At 34.4% G+C, this 23,754-nt stretch carries 19 protein-coding genes; 2 read left to right on the forward strand and 17 right to left on the reverse strand.

Translation table 11 applies throughout. From position 1 onward, the window contains the following. Positions 1-57: 57 nt before the first annotated feature. From OLM58_RS18670 to OLM58_RS18750, 17 genes are all read right to left on the reverse strand, one after another. On the reverse strand, positions 58-2,085 hold the full coding sequence (locus OLM58_RS18670; RefSeq protein ID WP_264530105.1) for a hypothetical protein: 2,028 nt from the start codon (positions 2,083-2,085) through the stop codon (positions 58-60). Positions 2,086-2,170: 85 nt separating this feature from the next. After that, complete coding sequence (gene fabG / locus OLM58_RS18675) at positions 2,171-2,917, reverse strand: 3-oxoacyl-[acyl-carrier-protein] reductase (protein WP_017497500.1); 747 nt, start codon at positions 2,915-2,917, stop codon at positions 2,171-2,173. A 260-nt stretch (positions 2,918-3,177) separates the two neighbouring features. Next, entirely contained in the window at positions 3,178-4,548 is a 1,371-nt protein-coding gene (locus tag OLM58_RS18680; protein ID WP_264530106.1) for a DUF4302 domain-containing protein, read from the reverse strand. Between the two features lie 26 nt (positions 4,549-4,574). Next, a complete protein-coding gene (locus OLM58_RS18685) occupies positions 4,575-5,429 on the reverse strand; it encodes a putative zinc-binding metallopeptidase (RefSeq protein WP_264530107.1) in 855 nt (284 codons plus the stop codon). 22 nt (positions 5,430-5,451) lie between these two features. Next, positions 5,452-6,936: a RagB/SusD family nutrient uptake outer membrane protein gene (locus OLM58_RS18690; protein WP_264530108.1), complete on the reverse strand. Its 1,485-nt coding sequence runs from the start codon at positions 6,934-6,936 to the stop codon at positions 5,452-5,454. Positions 6,937-6,949: 13 nt separating this feature from the next. Beyond that, positions 6,950-10,669 carry a SusC/RagA family TonB-linked outer membrane protein gene (locus OLM58_RS18695; protein WP_264530109.1) on the reverse strand — a complete coding sequence of 1,240 codons (3,720 nt, stop codon included), beginning with the start codon at positions 10,667-10,669 and terminating at the stop codon, positions 6,950-6,952. Positions 10,670-10,900: 231 nt separating this feature from the next. After that, positions 10,901-12,013: a FecR family protein gene (locus tag OLM58_RS18700; RefSeq protein WP_264530110.1), complete on the reverse strand. Its 1,113-nt coding sequence runs from the start codon at positions 12,011-12,013 to the stop codon at positions 10,901-10,903. A gap of 91 nt (positions 12,014-12,104) precedes the next feature. After that, the gene (locus OLM58_RS18705) at positions 12,105-12,716 is read right to left on the reverse strand and encodes an RNA polymerase sigma factor (protein ID WP_264530111.1); all 612 of its coding nucleotides are present in this window, start codon (positions 12,714-12,716) and stop codon (positions 12,105-12,107) included. 575 nt (positions 12,717-13,291) lie between these two features. Continuing rightward, positions 13,292-13,720 carry a hypothetical protein gene (locus OLM58_RS18710; protein WP_264530112.1) on the reverse strand — a complete coding sequence of 143 codons (429 nt, stop codon included), beginning with the start codon at positions 13,718-13,720 and terminating at the stop codon, positions 13,292-13,294. 141 nt (positions 13,721-13,861) lie between these two features. Continuing rightward, on the reverse strand, positions 13,862-14,734 hold the full coding sequence (gene sucD / locus OLM58_RS18715) for a succinate--CoA ligase subunit alpha (protein ID WP_017497509.1): 873 nt from the start codon (positions 14,732-14,734) through the stop codon (positions 13,862-13,864). A gap of 84 nt (positions 14,735-14,818) precedes the next feature. Next, a complete protein-coding gene (locus OLM58_RS18720; RefSeq protein ID WP_202704250.1) occupies positions 14,819-15,181 on the reverse strand; it encodes a nuclear transport factor 2 family protein in 363 nt (120 codons plus the stop codon). Positions 15,182-15,183: 2 nt separating this feature from the next. Next, positions 15,184-16,113: a UDP-3-O-(3-hydroxymyristoyl)glucosamine N-acyltransferase gene (locus OLM58_RS18725; protein ID WP_264530114.1), complete on the reverse strand. Its 930-nt coding sequence runs from the start codon at positions 16,111-16,113 to the stop codon at positions 15,184-15,186. Positions 16,114-16,229: 116 nt separating this feature from the next. Beyond that, positions 16,230-16,796 (reverse strand): elongation factor P, encoded by a 567-nt coding sequence (gene efp, locus OLM58_RS18730; RefSeq protein WP_017497512.1) that lies wholly within the window; start codon positions 16,794-16,796, stop codon positions 16,230-16,232. A 94-nt stretch (positions 16,797-16,890) separates the two neighbouring features. Next, a complete protein-coding gene (gene lpxA, locus OLM58_RS18735) occupies positions 16,891-17,676 on the reverse strand; it encodes an acyl-ACP--UDP-N-acetylglucosamine O-acyltransferase (protein ID WP_017497513.1) in 786 nt (261 codons plus the stop codon). A 73-nt stretch (positions 17,677-17,749) separates the two neighbouring features. Then, entirely contained in the window at positions 17,750-19,138 is a 1,389-nt protein-coding gene (locus tag OLM58_RS18740; RefSeq protein WP_026110093.1) for a bifunctional UDP-3-O-[3-hydroxymyristoyl] N-acetylglucosamine deacetylase/3-hydroxyacyl-ACP dehydratase, read from the reverse strand. Further along, complete coding sequence (gene lpxD, locus OLM58_RS18745) at positions 19,131-20,174, reverse strand: UDP-3-O-(3-hydroxymyristoyl)glucosamine N-acyltransferase (protein ID WP_017497515.1); 1,044 nt, start codon at positions 20,172-20,174, stop codon at positions 19,131-19,133. Before lpxD ends, OLM58_RS18740 begins: the two co-directional genes overlap by 8 nt. Before the next feature lie 39 nt (positions 20,175-20,213). After that, the gene (locus OLM58_RS18750; protein WP_264530115.1) at positions 20,214-21,443 is read right to left on the reverse strand and encodes an HD domain-containing protein; all 1,230 of its coding nucleotides are present in this window, start codon (positions 21,441-21,443) and stop codon (positions 20,214-20,216) included. Between the two features lie 221 nt (positions 21,444-21,664). On the opposite strand from OLM58_RS18750, the gene OLM58_RS18755 reads away from it, so the two are divergent. After that, positions 21,665-23,218, forward strand: a complete 1,554-nt coding sequence (locus tag OLM58_RS18755; protein WP_264530116.1) for a bifunctional response regulator/alkaline phosphatase family protein — start codon at positions 21,665-21,667, stop codon at positions 23,216-23,218. Between the two features lie 85 nt (positions 23,219-23,303). After that, positions 23,304-23,711, forward strand: coding sequence for a tRNA (adenosine(37)-N6)-threonylcarbamoyltransferase complex ATPase subunit type 1 TsaE (tsaE, locus tag OLM58_RS18760; RefSeq protein ID WP_264530117.1), 408 nt, complete (start codon positions 23,304-23,306; stop codon positions 23,709-23,711). Positions 23,712-23,754 lie beyond the last annotated feature (43 nt).

Consider the following 23,754-nt stretch of genomic DNA (forward strand, 5'->3'; position numbering starts at 1 on the left):
TAAAGTTTCAAGTTAGGCAAAAAAAAGTCTTTTTGTGCTACGAAACTTTTTTACTATTTAAAGTAATCCATTGTATTTACGGATAAACCACTCTGCTGTTAATACTAAGGCAATTAAAATCAATAGCCAAACCCAGTCAATCAATGGTGATTTGGTGGAAACATTCTTTTCAATCGATTTGTATTCTTTGTTCTCTATAAGCTGTTGAATAAGTTCATCTGCCTGATTTTCAAAGAAAGCTTTTCCGTTGGTTTGCAAGGCTAATTGTTTTAATTTCTGAACATCCGGATTTACAAATTGCTTTTCGATATCAAAATCTAAAATTTCAAAGTGACTTGAGTAAGAGGTATTGGTGTTCAATTCTTTTACTGTAAAGTTATATTTTCCGGTGGCCAATCCATCCAGATTTACGGAAAAAGAGTTGTTTCCTTTTAGCAAGTCGTAGTTTTTTACCTGTTTGGTTGCTGCATTTGTTATGGTAATCGTAAGTCTTGCTTTCTCATCAAACTCATAGTTCTTATTAAAGTACTGTGCATTGATCACAATAGCCTCACCGGAATTGTAGAAGCTTTCGTGTGTAACTACCAAAGATTTTTTGGAAGTAGTTGAAGCCAGATACTGAATAACCTTATCAATAAAAACGTCATACTTCTCAAAAGACTGATTGTCAATATGGCTTTGTAAACGCCATTTCCAGCTGTTTTCTCCTAAAAGAAAAGCGGTTCTTTTTGCCTGATTCTCTGTAAAGGCCAGTAATGGTGCATTTGTCGAAACATTTCTAATTTTTGAAGAAAGCAGTACTGATACATTTCCATTAGTGGTCACCGTTCCGAATAAATTTTGCAAAGGTGGAAAATTTTCAAAACCTATATTGTCTACAGCGAACAGATTAAACTGCGATTCAAATTCTGCCAGATAATCTTCTCTCTGACCACTCATTTTAAATACCAGATTTTTTTGCTGCTGATTCAAATAATTAAAGTCAGTGTTGTTTCCGGTTATGATAAAAGTGTTTACTCCCGCGAGCTTATTGTTATCGAAAATGGCTTTGAATGCTGTCGTTGGCTGGTATAAAACCAAAACAGTAGCTTCTTGCAACTGATTGATATCGTTTGGCTTAACCAGGATCACTTTACGCTGTGCATTGGTTTCAATCGAACGTTTAAACGCTGCTATATCGGGATGGTTTATAGCAGAAACTATTGCAATCGTTGACTTTTGATCAATGATTTCGACAGCAAAATTTTTGATATTATTATAGCTGTTTTTCTCTTTGATATTGGAAGAAACGGCTGCTTTAAAAATTTGTAAACCTACTTTATCAGCTGGTAAAAGCAAGTTTAAGGTTGCTGTCTTTTTAGAAGGAGAAAAAGAAACTTTTTCTTTGGCAACTACCTTACCTCCTTGTGATATGGTAAAATCAGCATTTGTGGCTTTGTCTCCTGCGTATTGAAGAAATACTTCTACAGGAAATTTATTCTTGTGAAAAGCATATTTGTTTACGTTAAGCTGATTGATTTTAAGATCTAAAAAAGTGGTTGTATCTCCCACAACCAAAGGATAAACTTTATTGACAGGATCAAAACGATATACATAATCGTTTCCTGTAGTCTGATTTCCGTCAGTTATAATTACAGTTGGAAAAATCAGGCTTTTATTGATGCTTTTTAGATTTTTGGCAACTTCGTCAAGATTGGTTTGTTTCCCTTTGAAATCAAACTTCTCCGAAGGTTTAAAATCGGCATCAAACTGGTAGGATTGAATTTCGAATTTATCCCGAAGCGCAGGATTCGACATCAATTTTTGATGTAATTCTATCACTTTTTTATTTGAATTTAAAGCGGTAATAGAACTTGAATTGTCTACAGCAATTGCAAGCGGAGTTTTGGTAACTTCCAGTGAATTTTTAGTCATTATTGGGTTTATCAATAGAAGCAATAATCCAAAAATGGCTAAAAAACGTAAAAAAGCCAAAAACCAAATCACATTGGATTTGTTTTTGGCTTTAAAAAAATATTGAAAATACGACAAACCAACTGCGATTACTAAAGAAAGTAATATTAATAGAATCGTATTTGTAGTCATATATTATTTGTTTATGGTTTAGAGTTTTTTGTTTATAGTTTATGGCTGCAGAACAATAAACAACAAACCATCAACAATCAACTTATTAGGTAAGCATTCCTCCGCAAACATTAAGTACTTGTCCGGTAACATACGCACTTAAGTCTGAAGCTAAGAAAAGACAAGCGTTAGCAACATCTTCTGCGCTTCCTCCTCTTTTTAACGGAATTCCTTCTCTCCATCCTTTTACTACATCTTCGTTTAATTTTGCAGTCATTTCCGTTTCAATAAAACCAGGCGCGATTGCATTACAACGAATGTTACGGGAACCTAACTCTAATGCTACAGATTTAGTGAAACCAATTGCACCAGCTTTTGAAGCTGCATAGTTAGTTTGTCCGGCATTTCCTGAAACTCCTACTACTGAACTGATATTTATGATAGATCCTGAACGTTGTTTCAAAAAGGTTTTTTGAATTGCTTTTGTCATATTAAAGACAGATTTCAGGTTTACATCAATAACCTGATCAAAATCTGCTTCAGACATACGCATCAACAGGTTGTCTTTTGTAATTCCGGCATTGTTAATTAAGATATCTACGGTTCCGAAATCAGCTAAAACTGCATCAACAAAAGTTTGTGCTTCATTAAAATCGGCAGCATTTGATTGGTATCCTTTTGCTTTAATTCCTAAACCGTTCAATTCAGCTTCTAAAGCTTCTGCAGAAGCTACAGATGAGCTGTATGTAAAAGCAACGTTTGCGCCATGTTTAGCAAAAACTTCAGCAATTCCTCTTCCAATTCCACGACTAGCGCCTGTAATAATGGCAACTTTTCCTTCTAGTAATTTCATATTCAAAATTAATGTTAATATTATTTCCAGCTAACCAGCTCTTTACTTTCTCCTGAGAAAAAGAGTAAAAAACAGTGCTGTGAATGACTTGTCAAATATATGATAATTCTTTTTTTAAAAAAATAACAATCGCAATTCATTTCGGAGCTAAATAATCGATCAGAATTTCTTATACTTTTTTAACTGTTAAAAATAGAAAGGGCAATTCTAAAGTGAATTGCCCTCTACTCAAAATAATAAAATAAAAATAAAACTAAAATTTATTGGAAAGCCCAGGTTGTCATTCTAAATGGACTTGAAGCGGACGTAAAAGTAAATACGGTATTAGTAGCGCCTACTGTAAAATTTTCTTTCTTAAAGTATAAACCTACCGGATTCATGAGCTGATCATCCATAGCCTTTAAGTTTGCAGGCGCAGGAATAGGAAGTGCACTGGCAAAAGTAGCTCCGGAAGTCCATTTAGGTGTAGGCGTTAAGATGATAACTTTTTTTGTTTCATCTACTGATAATGTAAAGAAATGGTATACTCTTGTTAATACATTTGCTGCGTTTGAAAATCTGTATTCAACATAGCTTCCGTTAGGAGTGTTAAACCAAGGCTGTACTCTTAGTAATGTTGTACCAGCCGGCATAGAAGCTTCAATATCTCTGAATAATGAAAGGAATAATGCTGAGTTTGTTGAGGCAGCCGTTAATATTGACCTGTCATGTCCATATACTACATTTGCATTTGCAGGTAATAGTATCTTGTAATCATCTGTTAGCAATAGAGGCTTGTTCGTGAATTTAATGGTTGCTGCCACTCCACCCGTTCCGGTTGCGGTGAAACTCTTGCTTGTAGGGTCAAAAATAAAATTGGAAAGTTTTTGACCTTTAACTTCTAAAGGAAGTTTTGAAAAAGCACCTGTCGGATTAAATGAAAAAGCAAAATTATAACTTTCTTTAACAGCAGGGTCTAAAGAAGATCCAGTCGCAAAACGAGCTGGGGCGTTATAATCAAATTGATAGTCTTTAGTTGTCGTTCCATCGTTTATCTGTAATAATCGAAATAGTGGGCTTGATGCGTCGCCAGCTAAACCATTAATGACTGGTACATTTTTAGGCAAATCAGTCCAGTCCTGAGCCGTTGCTTTTGCAAAACGTAGAAAATGTCCATTTCTATTGGTTTTAAAAATAATATCTCCATTTTTTTGTCCATAATAATAGAACTGAAAATCTCCTAAATATCCTTTTGTATTAAGTGCTGTTGTAGGTGAGTTTGCGGCATCTGACAAAAGATGTATTCTATTTTTTGTAGTAAAGACTAAACTTACAGTGCTACCTGTTTGTATATTGTACTGACTTCTGTAAGTTCCTGTATCACTAAAGTCAGATGCCATGTCTACATTTCCTTGTGGTAAAAATTTAAACAAGTGGGTCCAACCTCCAAGTTGTGTACTATCGGTATAATAAACCGCTTTCCATCCTTCAGAAGAAGAAAGTAACAAATCATTCAGTTCTTTTTGACGGCCGCTTAGTCGATCCGTTGCATTTTTATCAAATTTTGCCTCTACTTCCGGGCTCGAACATGACCCTAATAGCAAAGCTATAAAAGGAATCAGTAAATAGTTATATATAAATTTTGCTTTCATAATATTTTTTGTAAAATTTAATATTCTTAATTGTTTATTATGGCATCTGTGTTTTTTTGTGCCTCATCCCTTAGAGCATAAAAATCGATGTTAAAAGCACTTTTATAATAATTCACCACAATTGCTTCTTTGGCTTTAATACTCGCTCTACCGGCATCACTTGCTCCTGCTAATATAGCATCGTACTCTGCTTTTGAACTTGTTAAAATGGTTGAAGCTGTTTCGGCAAAATCTTCGATAATATTCAAGCGTGCATAACTTGTGATGAATCCTAAGTTTCTTGAAGTAGCAGTGGCTTCTGTATACCACGATGTTGTGTATCCGCCTGGGGTTAACTTATACCACGCCTGCTGATCAAAAGGTTTTGTTTGATTTAGAATGTGTACATACTCGTGCTGAATGGTATGAATAAATTCTGTTACATCTGCTCTGTTTTTTTTATTGAGATTGTCTACCTCAAAGAGCGTTATCTTTTGCCCCGCTTCTGCAAGTCCTAATGTCCTTGTCCCATTTGTATTTAAATTTTTACCTCCAACAAGTACAAATTCTCTTGGGGCAAGTTTTTTAACAAAATCAACTCCTCCAAGAGTAGAATAACTATCGATCCAGATTTTTTTTACCACCTCCATCGCCGGCTGAACTTTAGTGACATCAGGCGGGTATAAATATCTATTGTTGTCTACTAAATTTTGATTCCACAAATAATATACATTAATATTATATGGCGTTAAAAAATTAATACCAATCCATTTATCTAAATCTGTTTTTACAGGAATTGAATAATCAAACTGACTTTCTTTTGGCTGATTTTCATGTGCACAGGAAGCAAGAAGCAAAACTCCCGCAATTAGTACCGTTTTATATGTTTTGAATACTTTCATACTACTTTCTAATTAAAATTTATCAAGGATTTTTTTCAATACCATTATCTGACGCTCTAAGTGGTATTTGTAAGGCTCTGCGTTTATCATCTTTTTCTAGAATATTATTCCTTTCTATTTTTCCAAATGCAAGTGTATTATGCGTTACTACAAGATTAAAACGTTTAATATCAAACCACCTGTGCCCTTCTTGCATAAATTCTCTCCTACGTGCTTCAGCAATTGCTTTTATATAAGAAGTTTGCACAGGGGTTAAGGTGTAAAAAGGGGTAAATTCATTTGGAATAACGGGATATTTAGCTGTAACGACTCCTTCATTTAATAAATCTGTCGCTGCATTATAGCCGCTAGTTCTGGTACCTAAAAAGTAACCCAACTCTGTATTGGCTTCAGCCATTTTGTTTTTCATTACTAATGCTTCAATTCTATTCAGATACACATCATCATTGCTGAACAAAACAGTAGCCGCATAAGGTGTCCCTATACCAGATGTTAGATTTGTGATTTTGAAATATTCATAAACTTTTGGAAAATAAACAACTGTACCTCCGTCATATTGACCACTAGTAAATGTTAGATTGGCTTTATTCCACATATTTGTACTGTTGCCAAGAATTTCATTAGATCTGTTTGCAGCAAGACAAAATCTATACCCAACAGCCCTATTTGCAAGTGAATTTGGATAACTAATTAATAAGTTGGTTTCCCGATCTGCACTTGAATATTGAACGTCTCTTTGGGCAAAAGCCGTACCAGTATATGTTGGCCAGTCTCTAATTTTTGTTGGTTTAGAACCTAAACTTTCAGAATACTCCAGTACTTTATCCCAATCTCCTTTTATCAAATAAAAACGAGTAGCAAACGCTTTACTCGCATCCACGGTAAAATGATATTTTGGTTCTTTATAATTATTGGTTACATATTTTAGACCCTCTACAATATCCTGCTCAATAAAATCAAAAACTTCTTTTACGCTATTACGTTTGTACTGAACCAGTAATTCACTTTCGGGAGATTTAATGTACGGAACCCCTAAGTCTGTTGTAGCGGTGGCTGGATTGTAACGGTTTGACCATAGAGAAACCAGCATAAAGTGATTGTAGGCTCTGGCTATTAAAGCTTCTCCTTTTTGAGGATTTAGACTAGCCGGACTCCCGAGCTTTTCAATGGCTTCCAGTGCCTGGTTTGCTGCTGCAATTGCTTGGTAAGATGCAACCCAGAATTCTGACTGGGAATCAAATCCAATCTGAGTGTGCATTTCCCAGTTGTAACTTTGTTCGTTATATAAATTAGTGCGCGATAGTAACTCACTGTCAAAAACATTGTCAGACATTGCTTCTGCAAGAACCATATACGTTTTATTAGGGTAAGCCGAAACTAATAATTCCGAAACTTTTTCAGGAGTATCTATTTGAGTTCTGTTATCCGGTACTTCTGAAAGATAATCATCACAACTTGTAATACCGGTTAATACTAGTAAAGACAATAGTATTTTTATATTTTTCATGGTCAATAAATAGTTAAAATGAAAGATTAATTGCAAAAGTATATTGCGCTGTAATTGGGAAGGCAACCCCACCAGAGTTACGGAATTCAGGATCTTGTCCGTTTAATTTTTTGTCTGAATAAATCAACCATGGATTAACTGCCGAACCTTTTAAACTAAAACTGCTTAGACCTAACTTTTTCTTAAAATCGCTAGGAAATTCCCATCCCAATGATATATTTTTTAATCGTACGAAGTCGCCACTTGCAATTCTGACATCAGAGAAATTATAAGTGTTATAGGCTATCTGTAAATTATTTGCTCCATAATTTCTGTTCAACAATTTATCTGCAATAACCGGTACATTTGTATATTGTTCGTCACCAGGATTAATCCATCTGTTAGCAAACTCTTTAGTAAAAACAGTCAAATCAGTATATTCATTGTTGTACACAGGGTTCAGTCTTATTTTGTTTCCTCCCGATCCTACTATAAAAACATATAAGGACCAGCTTTTATAACTAAAGGTATTGGCTAAACCGATCGATTTATTTGGTTCTACTGATCCTTCGTATTTTAAATACTTAGTGACATCATTCGTGTCCTGAAAGTTAGCTTTCGTGATATTATCTTCGGCTCCGTCCTGTAATTTAAAGGTTGGTAAACCTTGATTATTTAGCCCCGTAAATTGATAAGAATACAATGAGTTTCTAGGGTGTCCTACGGTATTACCCCCATTTGCAGCAATTAAATTAAATACTGAAGGCTTATTGGCTAGTTTTGTAATTTTTTGATCGTAAACAGAGAAGTTTAATGTCGTAGACCATTTAAAATCTTTAGATACAATGTTTTGAGTGGTAAAGCCAACTTCAAGACCTTTTGTATGCATATCGGCATTGTTTCCTTGTTTTACACTTTCTCCACCAACACCTGATGTAATTACAAAATCGATAAGATCAAATGCTTTACGGCTGTAAACATCTGCTGTGAACTGCACTCTATTTCTAAACATTCCAAGATCTACACCAATATTAGTTTCAAATTGTTTCTCCCAAGTCAAATCTTTGTTTTGCAAATTAGCGATACGAATTGCATTTTCTCTGTCCGCTGTATTGAAACGATCTGTGATAAAGCTTCTATAAATGGCTAAAGAATTTGTTGCAGGTCCTGCAGTGGCGGTTAAACCATAAGAAGCTCTAAGTGCTAATGTGTTAACGGACTCTACATTTTTCATGAATTTTTCTTCTTTAATGTTCCATTTACCACTCAAAGTGTAGGTAGGCAGCCATCTTGAAGAACCTGTATTACCTTGTCTGTTTGAACCATCATAACGACCTGTAATCGATCCGGTATAACGACGGTCGTAGGTATAACCCACTTTTCCAAAGAAACCTACGGTACGTTCTCTTTCAGCACCAAAATCATAATAAGAGCTTCCTTCATTTACCAATTTCTCAATCAATTTTGGCTCGATAAAAGGGGTAAGTCCTTTTTGAAATTGAATTCCAGCCGCTGTAAAATTGTCATTATTTCTATCTACTGATCTGAACTCAGTTCCAAAGAAACCTTCAATTTCATGTTTGTCATTTAACGTATTTCTGTAGGTAATGCTATTTCTAACATTGTAAGAAGTTAAGTTATCAGTAAACTTACGCAAAAAACCACCATTGGGTAAAACCGAAGTTTTTAGTGCCGTTAAATCATTTGGATTCTGATACAAAAATACGTTAGCACTTTGAATCAAAGCATTCGGATTTACAGTTATACCGGCATTATAAGCTCCAACAACATTTGAGTCTTCATAGATTCTGTGCTCTCGTGATGTGTTGGCATAACGTGCCGAACCGGTAAAGTTGTAGGTTAAATTTTTGTTTATTTTGTAATCTATGTCTGCCTGAAAACGAATATCATTTACTTTAATACCAAGCGTATTATTTTGTAATTCTTTAATGATATTCATTGGGGCCCAGTTGTTTTGATAATATTCATAATTACCGTTTTCATCATAAGGCCTAAGTGTTCTGCTTGTGCTTAAAACATAATTAAACGGGTTAATATCAAAATCTCTGCTAACTTTTCCGAAAACCACATCATCTTTACTTTCATACGAACCAGGGGCTCCCTGATCACGGATAGAAGCAAGAGTTGATAGGGTAATATTTAATCTGTCGTTAATATAAAACGTTCCTTTTAGGTTTGATGATAGTTGCTTGACATTATCAGCAATAGACCATCCCGGATCTGTATAGTATCCTAAAGAGCCATAAAATGTGTTGTTTTTTCCACCTCCAGAGAAGCTTAATGAATGGTTTTGTGTAATAGATGGTCTAAATAAGGTCTTAAACCAGTCTGTATTTCCTAATTCGTATTTTCGCAAAAATTCATTAATGAAGGGCTGCTCATTTTTAACTCCATACTGTCCATTAGTTTGATCGTAACGATTTATTTCTCTGGCCAGAGTACCATAAACACCACTAAATCTTGCAGTTAATGATGAGCTTTGGTCCAGATAACCTTTGCCTCTCATTTCCTGAAAAATACTCATTGATTCCTGAGAATTCAGAATATCATATTGTGTATAACTTGGGACAGTTCTAACTGTATTTTCAAGAGAATAAGACACTTTTAAAGGTGAATCTCTGCGGCCTTGTTTGGTCGTTACCACTACTACTCCATTCAACGATCTTGAACCATAGATTGAAGTTGCAGACGCATCTTTCAGAATTTCAATACTTTGAATGTCATTAGCGTTTAATCCAGCAATGGCAGAACTCAATAAAGTAGACGAGTCACCCGACGCTAAATCTGCAAATGAAACGTTGATAATATCTTCTTGTACCACTCCGTCAATAACCCATAATGGTTTTGTGTCTCCAAAAATAGAAGAAGATCCACGAACCGTAATTTTAGGTGTCGTACCAAAAGATCCCGTAACGTTTTGTACAGTAACACCGGCAGCCTTACCTTCAATCATTCTGCTCACATCTACAACACCATCGACTTTCAATTCACTGCCGGAAATTTTACTGATTGCCCCTGTAAAAGTTCTTTTGGATGTTTTTTCATAACCTGTAGTAACGACAACTTCTTTTAGATTTTGCCCTGCCTCATTTAAGACAATTGTTGGTGTCGTATTTCCGATTCCAATCTCTTTTGTCTCCATGCCAACATAAGAAATAACCAGAGCAGTACTGTTTGATGGCATTTCAATCGAAAACTTACCATCAAAATCTGTTAATACAGCAATTTTAGTCCCTTTGGCTAATACAGTCGCTCCCGGTAACGGAGTACCACTGACATCAGTAACAGTGCCTTTAATAATTGGACCGGCTGCAGTTAAAAGTTCAAAAAGTGAATTGCCTGCTTCAACATTCGTAAAAGGAACTGATGAGCTGTTTTTCTGCAAGATTATCTGATTGCTAACCTCAGTATAAGTAATATTAAATGGCAATAAAATTCGATTCAAAATACTTGACAAAGTTTCATCGTTAGCATCTATGCTAACTTTTTGATTCAATTGTGGTAATCTTGAATTGTAAGAAAATTTTACGTTTGCAGACTTTTGTAGTTTAGACAAGGTGTTGTCTAAAGTTAAATTGGTTATATTAATTGTAACTTTAGTATCTAATTTCTTTTGTCCATTTACATCATTTGCCATAGCGACACTTGAAAACACAAGTGCCAGAACAAACTGAAATAGTGTTATTTTCATGATTCGATGGAGTAATCGTTGTTTAACAACTGGTTTTTTCATAATTTTGGTTTGTTTTGATTAATACTGTTCGAGTGTATTTTAAGAAACATCCTCAATTACTCTTTACAGAGAGTAATTTGATTCATCTAAGTGTCGATAATGTTACAGCATTTCGGCACTTTTTTTATGCATTTTCTTTTACATAGGCGCTATTATTATTTTTTGTTTTGGTTATTTTTCTATTCTTTAAATTTTAAAACCCAACGTTACAATTACAGTTGTAAAGTGTGATTAGTTACATCCATTAGATCTTATAATAATCTGATTTCCAATCATTTCAAAAGTGGTATTGTTACCAATACTGTTGCAGATAATTTTTAATTTTTCCATCAAAGGCTGATCGCTAAGAGAAGTGGTAAGGTGACAGTCTTTTAATTTATTTTTCGGATAATCGATATTTACCAGATAGGCTTGTTCTATAGTTTCAAAAATTTGAGATACCGGAATATCAGTAAATTCGAAACTCAGCTGTTCGATATTCCCGACACTCCGCGTAAGAACTAAATCCTGAGTAATGTTTGTTATTTTATTAAAGCTTAAATCTTTGCGTTGAAAACGTAACGCCTGATTAGGTAATAAAACAACTTCCTCCTGATCTGACTTAGCGACTAAACTATTTGATTTTACCCTTACTTTACCGGTGCGAACTAAAACTTCAACATTAGGTTGGTCGGAATAGGCCTTGACTCTGAAACTGGTACCGACTACCTTAGTGATAATTTCGTTTGCATAAACGAAAAAAGGCTTATTAGGATTTTTACTAATTTCAAAGAAACCTTCGCCGGATAAATAAACCTTTCTTTCGCTTCCGGTAAAGATCTTAGGATAACTCAATTTACTTTTAGGCTGTAGTAAAACGGAACTGCCGTCAGATAAAGTAATAATTTGAGCTTTGTCTGAATTGTTGGTTTGTTCTACTAAACCTTCATTGTTTTTGTTAATCAGTTCATTGTAGGTTACTATTGTGCTATGAGGTGTCGTATTGTTGTAAAACCATACTGATCCCAGGCTGACAACTAAAGCTGCGGCAATACCACTTAGAAAATATTTTTTAAGGAATTTTATCTTTGAACCCTGGATCGAATTATTTTTGCTTTCTTTTTCTTCTATTTTAGTCCAGGTTGTTTGTAGCGCACGATAAAGTTCTGGTTGAGTAATGGTTTGCTCAGGTACTTTCATGGCCAATAACAATGCTCTCGCATCCTGTACTAGCTTAGCACGTCGGCGGCTTTCTAATGTCCATTCTTCCCAGTCATCATTATCAATTTTAGACAAAATCCAGGACTGGAACGACTCATCAGATAAGAAATCTTCAACTTGGGTATATTTATTACGTTTTTGCATCTAGAAATAGGGTTACAAAAACATAGAGGACGGCTTTCTTATTATATACTCACCAAATTGTGATTTTTTTTTTAATTCTGTATAAATAAAACTAAAAAGTAGTTGAAGAAAGAAGAAGAATTAACGAAAAACTACCCTTCCATTCTTTGCGAAGTGTAAGTAAACCGCGGTGTAGTAAGTTACTTGCTGATTGATAATTTACCTCCAGCATATCGGCAATTTGATCAACGGTTAAGCCTTGATGGTATCTTAAATACAAAGCTTCTTTTTGTCGTGCCGGTAAATTATTTAGTAATTTGTTTAAATGAATTACTTTTTGCTTTGTGGCATAATCGTCGTCAATAAGATCATGTTCTACAGCGAATTCCAAAAGAAAAGCAATTGAATCTGTACTTGTTGACTTACGAAAAATATGATCGCGTTCGTATAAACGTGCAATACGCTTGCGTACACTCGACAATAAATAGGCTTTTACTACAACTGAACTTTGAAGCCCGTTTTTGTAAACCCAAATATCCGTAAAAACATCCTGAACACAATCCTGTACCTTTTCAGCATTTGGAGAAAGCGAGTTTCCGTAGTTTACCAGATCACCATAATATTTTTCAAACAACAGAGAGAATGATTTTTCGTCTCCATTTTTCAAGTTAGTCCAAAGCGTAAGATCGTCTGATGTTTTGAATGGTAGAGTTTTGGTATTCATATAAAATCGCAATAGAATTCTTGAAAAAAAGCACTGGTTTTTAACATAAAGAATAAGATTTTTTAACATTATTCTTTACATCTGTGCGATAAATATATAAAAGCAAACATACAAAACAAATTTTTTAATGTGAGAAAAGTGAACATTTAACATTTGGAAGAGGCTTTTTTTATTGACTTAACGGGGTTTAGCAGATAAAAGTAAAATTGAAGTGAATCTTTTATTTTTTTCTAAATGTCAGATTTTACAGCCATAGTTCTTTTGGTTTTTTTTAACATTAGCTTAAATGATTAGTTTGTATTTCATTCTAAAGCAGTAGCTGTCTTTCAAAAAAATAACGATTCCAAATTCAAATAGTAAGCTACAAAACATTGGACTGAAGCAATACTAGAATCGGTATAATATCTGACAAAAAAGATGTTTTATCGGTTTCTCACACCTAGTAGCCTCTGTGTGTTTTCAATAAGTGAAACCCCTTTTTTAAGAGTATCAAATCTATGTTTCTATGTGTTAAAAAAAAAGCCTTACTAAACTATTTAGCAAGGCTTTTGACAATTTTATATTGAAGTTTTCTTTTAGAAAGCTACATTCCATCTAGGTAATTTTGCATTTTCATCTAAGAAATTTTGCAAAACTTGTCCTTCTACTGTAGTTGGAATTCCTTTTGAATCTGCATTGAAAGTTTCGAACCAAACTACTTCAAGAGCAGTAATATTTTCTAATTTCATTTGTGCTGGCCAAGAGTATTTTCTTCCCGTTTTTGCAAATTGATGTCCGTTTACAATTTTATCGTACAATCCGCCATTTTTGCTTTTCAAAGTACCATCATTCTGAACAGTTCCGGTAGATCCTACCATGATCAATTCTTTTGCATTTCCTTCAACTGCGTAAACTACAAAAACACCTGCACCTCCTTCAGGAGCGTTACAAACTTGTTCTAAACTGTCTTCAGTTGTAAAAGTAAAACTACTGCTTACTTTAAATTTTTCTAATTCTTTGTACATATTTTTATTTTTAAGTTTCTAAGATGCTGAGATACTTAGATACTAAGTTTTTTTTGATTTATCCCTCAGGACTTTAAATGTAAAAAAGTCTCAACAGAATATTGAGACTTTCTTGGAATTTATTATTTTAAATACCCGGAATTATCCAAGTACTTCTTTTACTTTTTTACCAATTTCAGCTGGTGAATCAACAACGTGAATTCCGTTGTCTCTCATGATTTGTTTTTTAGCAGCAGCAGTATCATCAGAACCACCAACAATAGCACCTGCGTGACCCATTGTTCTACCTGCTGGAGCAGTTTCTCCGGCAATAAAACCAACAACTGGTTTACGGTTACCATCAGCTCTTACCCATTTAGCAGCATCAGCTTCTAATTGACCTCCAATTTCACCAATCATAATGATGATTTCAGTTTCTGGATCGTTCATTAATAATTCAACTGCTTCTTTAGTTGTAGTTCCAATAATTGGATCTCCACCAATACCAATAGCAGTAGTAATTCCTAAACCTTGTTTTACAACCTGATCAGCAGCTTCGTAAGTTAAAGTTCCTGATTTAGAAACGATACCAACTGTTCCTTTTTTGAAAACGAAACCTGGCATAATACCAACTTTAGCTTCACCCGGAGTAATTACACCAGGACAGTTTGGTCCGATTAATCTTGAATTTCTTTCTTTAACATAGTTATTAGCTTTAATCATATCTGCTACAGGAATTCCTTCAGTAATAGCAATAATTACTTTAATTCCAGCGTCAGCAGCTTCCATAATTGCATCAGCAGCAAAAGCTGGCGGAACAAAAATGATAGATGTATCAGCTCCGGCTTGTTCTACAGCATCTTTTACTGTGTTAAAAACCGGACGGTCTAAATGGCTTGTTCCTCCTTTACCCGGAGTTACACCACCAACAACATTTGTACCGTACTCAATCATTTGAGAAGCGTGGAAAGTTCCTTCGCTACCTGTAAATCCTTGAACAATTATTTTGGAATCTTTATTAACTAAAACACTCATGATATATATTTTATGTAGTTTTTAAAATTGTGATGCAAAAGTAAGGTTTTGTAACGTATTTTAACCTTTTTGTCTTTAAAAAAATTAAGAAAATTGACTCATTTGATAACCGCGATATAATTTATCATCTTTTATTTGCCAAATTGTGGCAAAATGAGCTAATAACATCTCTTCTCTGGGGTTCTCAATCGTTTTTACAAAGTGAGAATATCGTATTGAAACTAAGTCTTCTTCGGCAATGATATGGCTAATTCTAACCTTCGAGCGAACATAAGCACGACTAAGCTCATTTGCCATAGCCATCATAGAATCATAATCCATTTCAATCAATCCTTTGGTGCTGTTCCAGTCTAACTTTACTTCGGGATGTAAGTAAGCTTTCATGATTTCGCTATCAATTAAGGCATCTGACTTGTAAAATTTTTGAACAAATTCTTTTATAGACATAATTACTTCAATTTATTTAGAATTTCAGGAATCTTTTTGATATTGGCCATCTGTTTTAACTTCTCTCTCGATTCTTCGATTGGAGTTCCGAAATAAGATTTTCCTCCTTCAACCGATTTGGTAACTCCTGTTTGCCCCATAATAACAGACTTTGCTCCTATTGTGATGCCACTGGTCGTTCCTACCTGTCCCCAAATGGTAACTTCATCTTCAATTACTACACATCCGGCAATACCGGTTTGTGAAGCAATTAAACATTTTTTACCAATTACAGTATCATGTCCAACATGCACCTGATTGTCTAATTTTGTACCTTCGCCAATAGTGGTATCACCGGTAACACCTTTGTCAATCGTACACAGTGCTCCTATGCCAACATTGTCTTCGATAACTACTCTTCCTCCGGAAATTAACTGATCGAAGCCTTCAGGACGTTTTTTATAATAAAAAGCATCCGCTCCTAAAATAGTTCCGGCATGAATCATTACGTTGTCGCCAATTACGGTATGATCGTAAATAGTAACATTGGGATGAATCAGACAGTTTTTACCAATGATAACATTGTTTCCGATAAAACAGTTGGGTTGAATTACAGTACCTTCTCCAATAGTTGCAGAGAGTGCAATCGACACATTTGTGCCTTGAAATGGTCTGAAGTGTTTGGTTAAGATATTAAAATCTCTGAAAGGATCATCAGAAATTAAAAGGGCTTTGCCTTCAGGACAATCTACTTTTTTGTTAATTAAAACTATAGTAGCAGCCGATTGTAAAGCTTTGTCATAATATTTAGGGTGGTCAACAAAAACAATATCTCCGGCTTCAACGACATGTATCTCGTTCATGCCTAAAACTGGAAAGTTTTGGTCACCAATAAATTCGCAGTCAAGCAAATTTGCAATTTCTTGTAAAGAATGACTCTTTGGAAATTTCATATTCTATAATTAGAAAATTTGTCAATTAGAAAATGTGTCAATTGGAAAACATGTCAATTAGAAAATATTTTTGCAATTATCTAATTGACACATTGACAAACAATCTAATTTAAGAATTACTCCTTTACACGCTCCATGTAAGAACCTGAAGCTGTATCAATTTTAATTTTATCACCTTCATTGATGAACAAAGGAACGTTTACAGACGCTCCAGTTTCTACGGTTGCGTTTTTTGTAGCATTTGTAGCTGTATTTCCTTTTACTCCCGGCTCAGCATAAGTAACCTCAAGAATTACAGAAGACGGCATATCTACTGATAAAGGCAAGTCAGTTTCAGTATTTACCTGAACCATTACACTTGTTCCCTCTTTCAATAATCCCGGAGCATCTAAAATGTTTTTATTTAAAGAAATTTGCTCAAAAGATTCTGTGTTCATAAAATGAAACTCATCACCTTCAGCATATAAAAACTGGTAGTTATGTGTTTCTACACGAATAACATCAATTTTATGTCCTGCAGAAAATGTATTATCCAATACTTTCCCTGATGTTAAACTTCTTAATTTTGTTCTTACGAAAGCGGGGCCTTTTCCAGGTTTTACGTGAAGAAATTCAACAATTTTAAAAATATCGTGGTTGAATTTAATACACAATCCGTTTCTAATATCTGATGTAGATGCCATTTTGTTTTTGTTTTATTTATTTTTTGTTGAATCGTTGAATCATTTAACTATTTATTCATATAAACGATTCAACAAATAAACGATTAAATTTATTTTAATAGTTTCCGGAATACCCTTTCATGATTCCTCTTGACGAATTTCGGATAAAATCCAGAATTTCATCTCTTTCAGGAGTTGCTTCCATTTCAGCTTCAATAATGCTTAAAGCTTGTGTTGTGTTGTAATTCTTTTGGTATAAAATTCTATAGATTTCCTGAATTTCTCTGATTTTCTCAGTACTGAAACCTCTTCTTCTTAAACCTACTGAATTAATCCCTACATACGACAATGGTTCTTTTGCTGCTTTTGTATAAGGAGGAACGTCTTTTCTAACCAATGATCCACCCGAAATCATAGCATGATCTCCGATATGAATAAACTGATGAATCGCTGCCAAACCACCAATTACAGCGTGGTTTCCAACAACTACGTGACCTGCCAGTGCAACTCCGTTTACAATAATGGCATTATTACCAATTTCGCAATCGTGTGCAATGTGAGCGTAAGCCATAACCAAACAATTATTTCCAAGAATAGTTTGCCCAGAGGCTACTGTACCTCTGTTGATTGTCACACATTCTCTAATCGTACAGTTATCTCCAATAATAGCAAGAGAATCTTCTCCGCCAAATTTCAAATCTTGTGGTACCGCAGAAATAACCGCTCCAGGAAAAATATTGCAATTTTTACCAATACGGGCACCTTCCATGATCGTCACATTTGAACCAATCCAAGTACCATCACCAATAATAACATTATTGTGAATTGTTGTAAAAGGTTCAATTACAACATTTTTAGCGATTTTAGCGCCAGGATGAACATATGCTAATGGTTGATTCATCTGTATTTTTTATATTTTAAATTAAAATAGTCTAATTTGGGCAACAAACCTAAACAATAAAATTGATTAATTATTATTGTTTTCTCGCAATTTGAGCCATTAATTCTGCCTCGGTCACTAATTTTCCATTTGCGTATGCATTTGCCTGCATATGGCAGATTCCTCTTCTGATTGGAGAAATCAATTCGCATTTGAAAATTAAGGTATCGCCCGGCAATACTTTGTGTTTGAATTTGACATTATCAATTTTCATAAAATAAGTCAAATAATTTTCAGGATCCGGAACTGTGCTTAAAACCAAAATTCCACCCGTTTGTGCCATTGCTTCCACAATTAATACACCCGGCATAACCGGTGCCTCCGGGAAGTGTCCAACAAAGAAATTTTCATTCATGGTCACATTCTTTAAGCCAACCACATGACGATCAGACATTTCGATAATTCTGTCAATCAACAAAAATGGAGGTCTGTGAGGAAGCATCGCCATGATTTTATGAATATCCATCAAAGGCTCCTGATTCAAATCGTAAACAGGCACATGATTTCTTTGCTCAATCTTGATGATTTTAGCTAACTTCTTGGCGAATTGTGTATTTACAAAATGCCCTGGTTTGTTAGCGATAATTTTTCCTTGTATACGAACTCCTATAAGAGATAAATCTCCAATTACATCAAGCAGTTTGTGTCTTGCTGCTTCGTTTGGATAATGCAAAGTCAAATTGTCAAGAACACCATTTGGTTTTACAGAAATTTCATCTTTCCCGAAAGCTTTCTTTAAATTCGCCATAGTAGACTCAGAAATTTCTTTGTCTACATATACGATTGCATTATTTAGATCACCACCTTTAATTAAACCGTGCTCTAGTAATGACTCTAATTCGTGTAAGAAACTAAAAGTTCTTGAACTTGCAATTTCATTCTTAAAATCAGCTATACTTTTCATAGTAGCATTCTGAGTACCTAAAACTTTAGTACCAAAATCTACCATGGTAGTCACCTGATAATCGTCGCTTGGCATCACCAAGATCTCGCTTCCGGTCGTTTCGTCTGTAAATGATATTACTTCTTTTACTACATAAACGTTACGTTTAGCGTCTTGCTCTTCTATTTCAGCTTTTTCAATTGCTTCCACAAAATATTTTGAAGAACCATCCATGATAGGAAGTTCTGAAGCATCTAATTCTATAATAACATTGTCAAGATCACATCCAACTAATGCCGCCAAAACATGTTCAGGAGTTTGAATTTTTACGCCAAGTTTTTCTAAATTAGTACCTCTTTGCGTATTAACAACATAGTTAGCATCAGCCTCAATCACCGGCTGACCTTGCAAATCTACTCTTACAAAAGTGAAACCATTATTTATTGGAGCAGGTTTAAAAGTCATTGTAACTTCTTTCCCAGTGTGTAATCCAACGCCTGTTAGTGAAATTTCATTTTTGATGGTCTTCTGTTTAACCATTATTTCCATTTTTTGGGTTTATTATTTGTTTTTTTAATTCTTCTACTTCGGAAACTATTTTAGGCAGATTCTTGAAATGAACATACGATTTGTTAAAATCAGTATAACCAAGAGACGGTGTCCCTTGTAGAATTTCATCATCTTTAATGTTTCTTGCTACTCCTGATTGAGCCTGCAATCTTACATTATTACCTATAGTCAAGTGTCCTGCGATACCTACTTGTCCGCCAATCATACAGTTCTCGCCAATTTTAGTTGAACCTGCCACACCTGATTGCGCTGCAATTACGGTATTTTTGCCAATTTCAACATTGTGTGCAATCTGAATCTGATTGTCTAATTTAACTCCTTGTCGAATAATAGTCGAACCAAGGGTTGCTCTGTCGATGGTAGTGTTAGCTCCAATATCAACATTATCTTCAATAATAACGTTACCAATTTGTGGCACCTTACTGTATACTCCTTCATCATTGGGTACAAAACCAAAGCCATCCGCACCAATAATAGTTCCGGAATGAATGGTGCAATTGTTACCAATTATAGTTTCGGAATAAATTTTAGCACCTGCAAAAATATACACATTATCGCCAATTACAACATTATCTCCAATAAAACTGTTCGGATAAATCTTTACATTGTCGCCCAGAACCACGTTTTGCCCAATATAACTAAAGCTTCCCAAATACAAATTCTCTCCATATTTAGTTCCTTCTGTTATAAAAGACTGTGCTTCTATACCGTTTTTGTTTAATTTAACCTGATTGTAAAACTGTAAAAGTTTAGAGAAAGAAGCATAAGCATCTTCCACTTTTATTAAAGTTGTAGTAATTTCCTGTTCCGGAATAAAGCTATCATTAACAATTGTAACAGATGCTTTTGTAGTATATATGTGGTTGATATATTTTGGATTGGCCAAAAAAGTAAGCGATCCCTCCTCACCTTCTTCTATTTTAGATAACCGAGAAACTTCTACATTGGGATTCCCAACAACTTCTCCTTCTAAAATTCCCGCTATTTGTTCTGCTGTAAATTTCATTGCGACAAAAATATAAAAAATAGATTTTAAATGTTAATTTTAGATAAGTTGTTTTGGGAAACAGATGTAATATTTTGTCACCAATTTAGATAATGACCTCAAATTCAATTGATCAGATGCTTCTACAACATCCTCAATTGTTTTGTCTTTTTTGAAAATTCGTATGGGTTCAGCTTCTTTGCTATAAGCCTGATTTTTAATTTTTCCGCCAAAAATAAAATATCCGGCTTCTAATTGTGTAATATGATGTTCGTTAGCAAATTCTTCCTTCAGCGATTGTAATTCTTCGGCAGGTATTTTTTCTGCGGTAAGCTTGATTTTAAGTAAATCTCTATTAATAAGCATTTTGCTTAAAGTTGAAAGTATAAAATCATTGTGCTTTTGCCATGCTTTTAAGGCGCTAATGATATCAAAATCATCCAATTGGGAGAATAAATCTAATTTTTCAGCATCAAAATCCTCCAGAGTGACTCTGTTCTTCATAAAATACAATAGCGGCTCACTACATGGTAAAATTACGCCTTTTAGAGTAAGTTCTTTAGCTCTTTTTAGCACCTTCATCAAAATCAATTCGGCCACGAGACTTGTTTTATGCAAATAAGCCTGCCAGTACATCAGTCTTCTTGAAAGAAGGAACTTTTCGACAGAATAAATTCCTTTTTCCTCAATTACCAAAACACCGTCAACTACATTCATCATCTGAATCAAACGTTCAGAATTTACATTTCCCTCGGCTACACCAGTATAAAAACTATCCCTTTTTAAATAATCCATTCGGTCCATGTCGAGCTGACTTGAGATGAGCTGTAACATAAATTTTCGGTGGTAATCGCCTTTAAAAACCTGAATGGCCAGACTCAGTTTTCCTTCAAACTCTTCATTGAGTTTATTCATGAACAGCAACGAAATGGCTTCATGGTGTACGTCTTCTACAATACTCTTTTCCATGGCATGCGAAAAAGGGCCATGGCCAATATCGTGCAGTAAAATGGCAATATACAACGCATTCTCTTCTTCAGCTGAGATCGCAACTCCTTTAAAACGAAGTGTGTCTACTGACTTTTGCATTAAATGCATGCAGCCTAAGGCATGATGAAAACGCGTATGATTGGCACCGGGATAAACCAAATACGACAAACCCATTTGCGAAATACGACGTAAACGCTGAAAATACGGGTGCTGAATTAAATCGTAAATAAGTTCGTTCGGTATGGTAATAAACCCGTAAATGGGATCATTGAATATTTTTAACTTATTGATATGAGTCACTATTTGGTTATTTTTAGGTGAACAAATATAAGTAAATAACCATAAACAACTTTGCGTTTTTTACTTAAAAATCAACAAATGTTCTCTTTGAAAATTAATATAATAACATTATATTAAATAGATTTTCAGAAAAATTAACCATTCTTAATTCTGAATTTTATACTATATTTAATACTTTTTAAGTTCTATACTTCTAAATTGCATTAAAAATTAAATCGTTTATGGACAAGATAAAAATACTTTGGGTCGATGATGAAATCGATCTTTTAAAGCCACATATATTATTTCTGGAGAAAAAGAACTATGCTGTAACCACTTCTAACAATGGTTTAGATGCGATTGCATTATTTGAAGAAGACAATTTTGATATTGTTTTTTTAGATGAAAATATGCCCGGAATGAGTGGCCTGGAAACACTTTCGGAAATGAAAGAGAAAAAATCAGCTATTCCAATGATTATGATTACCAAGAGTGAGGAAGAGTATATCATGGAAGAGGCCATTGGTTCTAAAATTGCTGATTACCTCATAAAGCCGGTAAATCCGAATCAGATTTTGTTAAGTCTAAAGAAAAATCTGGATCATTCGAGGCTAATTTCTGAAAAAACGACATTAGATTATCAAAAGGAGTTTAGAAAAATATCCATGGAATTAGCTATGGTTAATTCTTTTGAAGATTGGATTGAGCTTTATAAAAAGTTAATTTTCTGGGAATTAGAACTTGAAAACATCAACGATCAGGCGATGATAGAAATTCTGGAATCTCAGAAAGTAGAAGCCAATTCACAATTCGGAAAATACATCGAACGAAACTATGAGGACTGGTTTGCTCCAAAGGCGGACAAGCCTATTCAATCACACAATTTATTCAAAGAATTAGTAGTTCCGGAAATTAAAAAGAAGGATAAACCTATTCTGTTTGTTGTAATTGACAACCTGCGTTACGATCAATGGAAATCTTTTGAAACCGTAGTTTCTAATTATTATAAACTGGAAAAAGAGGTTCCTTACTTTTCTATTCTTCCAACCGCCACACAATATGCCCGTAATTCAATCTTTTCAGGTTTATTGCCGATAGAGATGGAAAAACAATTTCCACAATATTGGAAAAATGATGTTGAAGATGGTGGAAAAAACCTTTTTGAAGCCGAATTTCTATCGGCGCAATTAAAACGTTTAGGTTTAAATATTAAAGAAGATTACTTCAAAATTACCAATTACGCCGGAGGAAAAAAACTGGCAGAAAATTTCAAAGCTTTAAAAGGAAACGACCTTGTAACCGTAGTTTATAATTTTGTTGATATGCTGTCGCACGCCAAAACTGAAATGGAAGTGGTAAAAGAACTGGCTTCAGATGATAAAGCATATCGCTCACTCACTTTAAGCTGGTTTAAGAATTCGCCGCTGCTCGAAATTATTCAGCAGGCACAACTTTTAGGCTTTAAATTGATTTTGACAACAGATCACGGTACTATTAATGTAAAAAATCCATCGAAAGTGGTGGGAGATAAAAATACAAGTTTAAATTTGCGCTATAAAACTGGTCGTAGTTTAACCTACGAACAAAAAGATGTGTATGTTGTCAAAGAGCCCAAAACAATTGGTTTGCCAGCGATTAACATGAGTAGTTCGTTTATTTTTGCTAAAAACGATTACTTTTTGGCGTATGTGAACAACTACAACCACTATGTGAGTTATTATAAAAACACTTACCAGCACGGAGGGATTTCGTTAGAAGAAATGATTATTCCGTTTTTGGTATTTAATCCGAAATAGAAAAAGTTCTCAGTCACGGTTTTCAATCTCAGTTTAGAGCTGAGACTGAAAACCGAAAACTAAGACTAATTAAAACAAACAAGAAATGAACATCGTTTTTTCATTAGATCAAATTAAAGAAGTAGCAACTCAAATTTTAGCAGCAAATCCAAAAAAAATCATTCTTTTCAATGGAGAAATGGGTGTTGGAAAAACTACCTTAATCAAACAATTGTGTAAAAACCTGGGAGTTCAGGACGCAACCAGTAGTCCAACTTTTTCTTTAGTTAATGAATATTATACTTCTAACAATCATATTGTTTATCACTTTGATTTTTACAGATTAAACAAAGAAACTGAAGCGCTAGATATGGGAGTTGACGATTACCTCTATTCCGGAAATTGGTGTTTTATTGAATGGTCTGAAAAAATTGCAAGCTTACTCCCGGAAGAAACTTCAACCATCACAATTGAACTGCTGGCTGACGGAAAAAGAGAATTAAAATTATCCTAAAAACTTTCAACAGAAGTCGAAAGGTCTACATTAAAGCACTAAG

This window comes from Flavobacterium sp. N502540 (genome assembly GCF_025947365.1).
In the GTDB taxonomy this organism is placed as follows: Bacteria; Bacteroidota; Bacteroidia; order Flavobacteriales; family Flavobacteriaceae; genus Flavobacterium.

Excerpts from the sequence above, each read along its gene's own strand:
- OLM58_RS18670 (WP_264530105.1), bottom strand. The coding sequence starts at position 2,085 with ATGACTACAAATACGATTCTATTAATATTACTTTCTTTAGTAATCGCA.
- fabG (WP_017497500.1), bottom strand. The coding sequence starts at position 2,917 with ATGAAATTACTAGAAGGAAAAGTTGCCATTATTACAGGCGCTAGTCGT.
- OLM58_RS18680 (WP_264530106.1), bottom strand. The coding sequence starts at position 4,548 with ATGAAAGCAAAATTTATATATAACTATTTACTGATTCCTTTTATAGCT.
- OLM58_RS18685 (WP_264530107.1), bottom strand. The coding sequence starts at position 5,429 with ATGAAAGTATTCAAAACATATAAAACGGTACTAATTGCGGGAGTTTTG.
- OLM58_RS18690 (WP_264530108.1), bottom strand. The coding sequence starts at position 6,936 with ATGAAAAATATAAAAATACTATTGTCTTTACTAGTATTAACCGGTATT.
- OLM58_RS18695 (WP_264530109.1), bottom strand. The coding sequence starts at position 10,669 with ATGAAAAAACCAGTTGTTAAACAACGATTACTCCATCGAATCATGAAA.
- OLM58_RS18700 (WP_264530110.1), bottom strand. The coding sequence starts at position 12,013 with ATGCAAAAACGTAATAAATATACCCAAGTTGAAGATTTCTTATCTGAT.
- OLM58_RS18705 (WP_264530111.1), bottom strand. The coding sequence starts at position 12,716 with ATGAATACCAAAACTCTACCATTCAAAACATCAGACGATCTTACGCTT.
- OLM58_RS18710 (WP_264530112.1), bottom strand. The coding sequence starts at position 13,720 with ATGTACAAAGAATTAGAAAAATTTAAAGTAAGCAGTAGTTTTACTTTT.
- sucD (WP_017497509.1), bottom strand. The coding sequence starts at position 14,734 with ATGAGTGTTTTAGTTAATAAAGATTCCAAAATAATTGTTCAAGGATTT.
- OLM58_RS18720 (WP_202704250.1), bottom strand. The coding sequence starts at position 15,181 with ATGTCTATAAAAGAATTTGTTCAAAAATTTTACAAGTCAGATGCCTTA.
- OLM58_RS18725 (WP_264530114.1), bottom strand. The coding sequence starts at position 16,113 with ATGAAATTTCCAAAGAGTCATTCTTTACAAGAAATTGCAAATTTGCTT.
- efp (WP_017497512.1), bottom strand. The coding sequence starts at position 16,796 with ATGGCATCTACATCAGATATTAGAAACGGATTGTGTATTAAATTCAAC.
- lpxA (WP_017497513.1), bottom strand. The coding sequence starts at position 17,676 with ATGAATCAACCATTAGCATATGTTCATCCTGGCGCTAAAATCGCTAAA.
- OLM58_RS18740 (WP_026110093.1), bottom strand. The coding sequence starts at position 19,138 with ATGGTTAAACAGAAGACCATCAAAAATGAAATTTCACTAACAGGCGTT.
- lpxD (WP_017497515.1), bottom strand. The coding sequence starts at position 20,174 with ATGAAATTTACAGCAGAACAAATAGCGGGAATTTTAGAAGGAGAAGTT.
- OLM58_RS18755 (WP_264530116.1), top strand. The coding sequence starts at position 21,665 with ATGGACAAGATAAAAATACTTTGGGTCGATGATGAAATCGATCTTTTA.
- tsaE (WP_264530117.1), top strand. The coding sequence starts at position 23,304 with ATGAACATCGTTTTTTCATTAGATCAAATTAAAGAAGTAGCAACTCAA.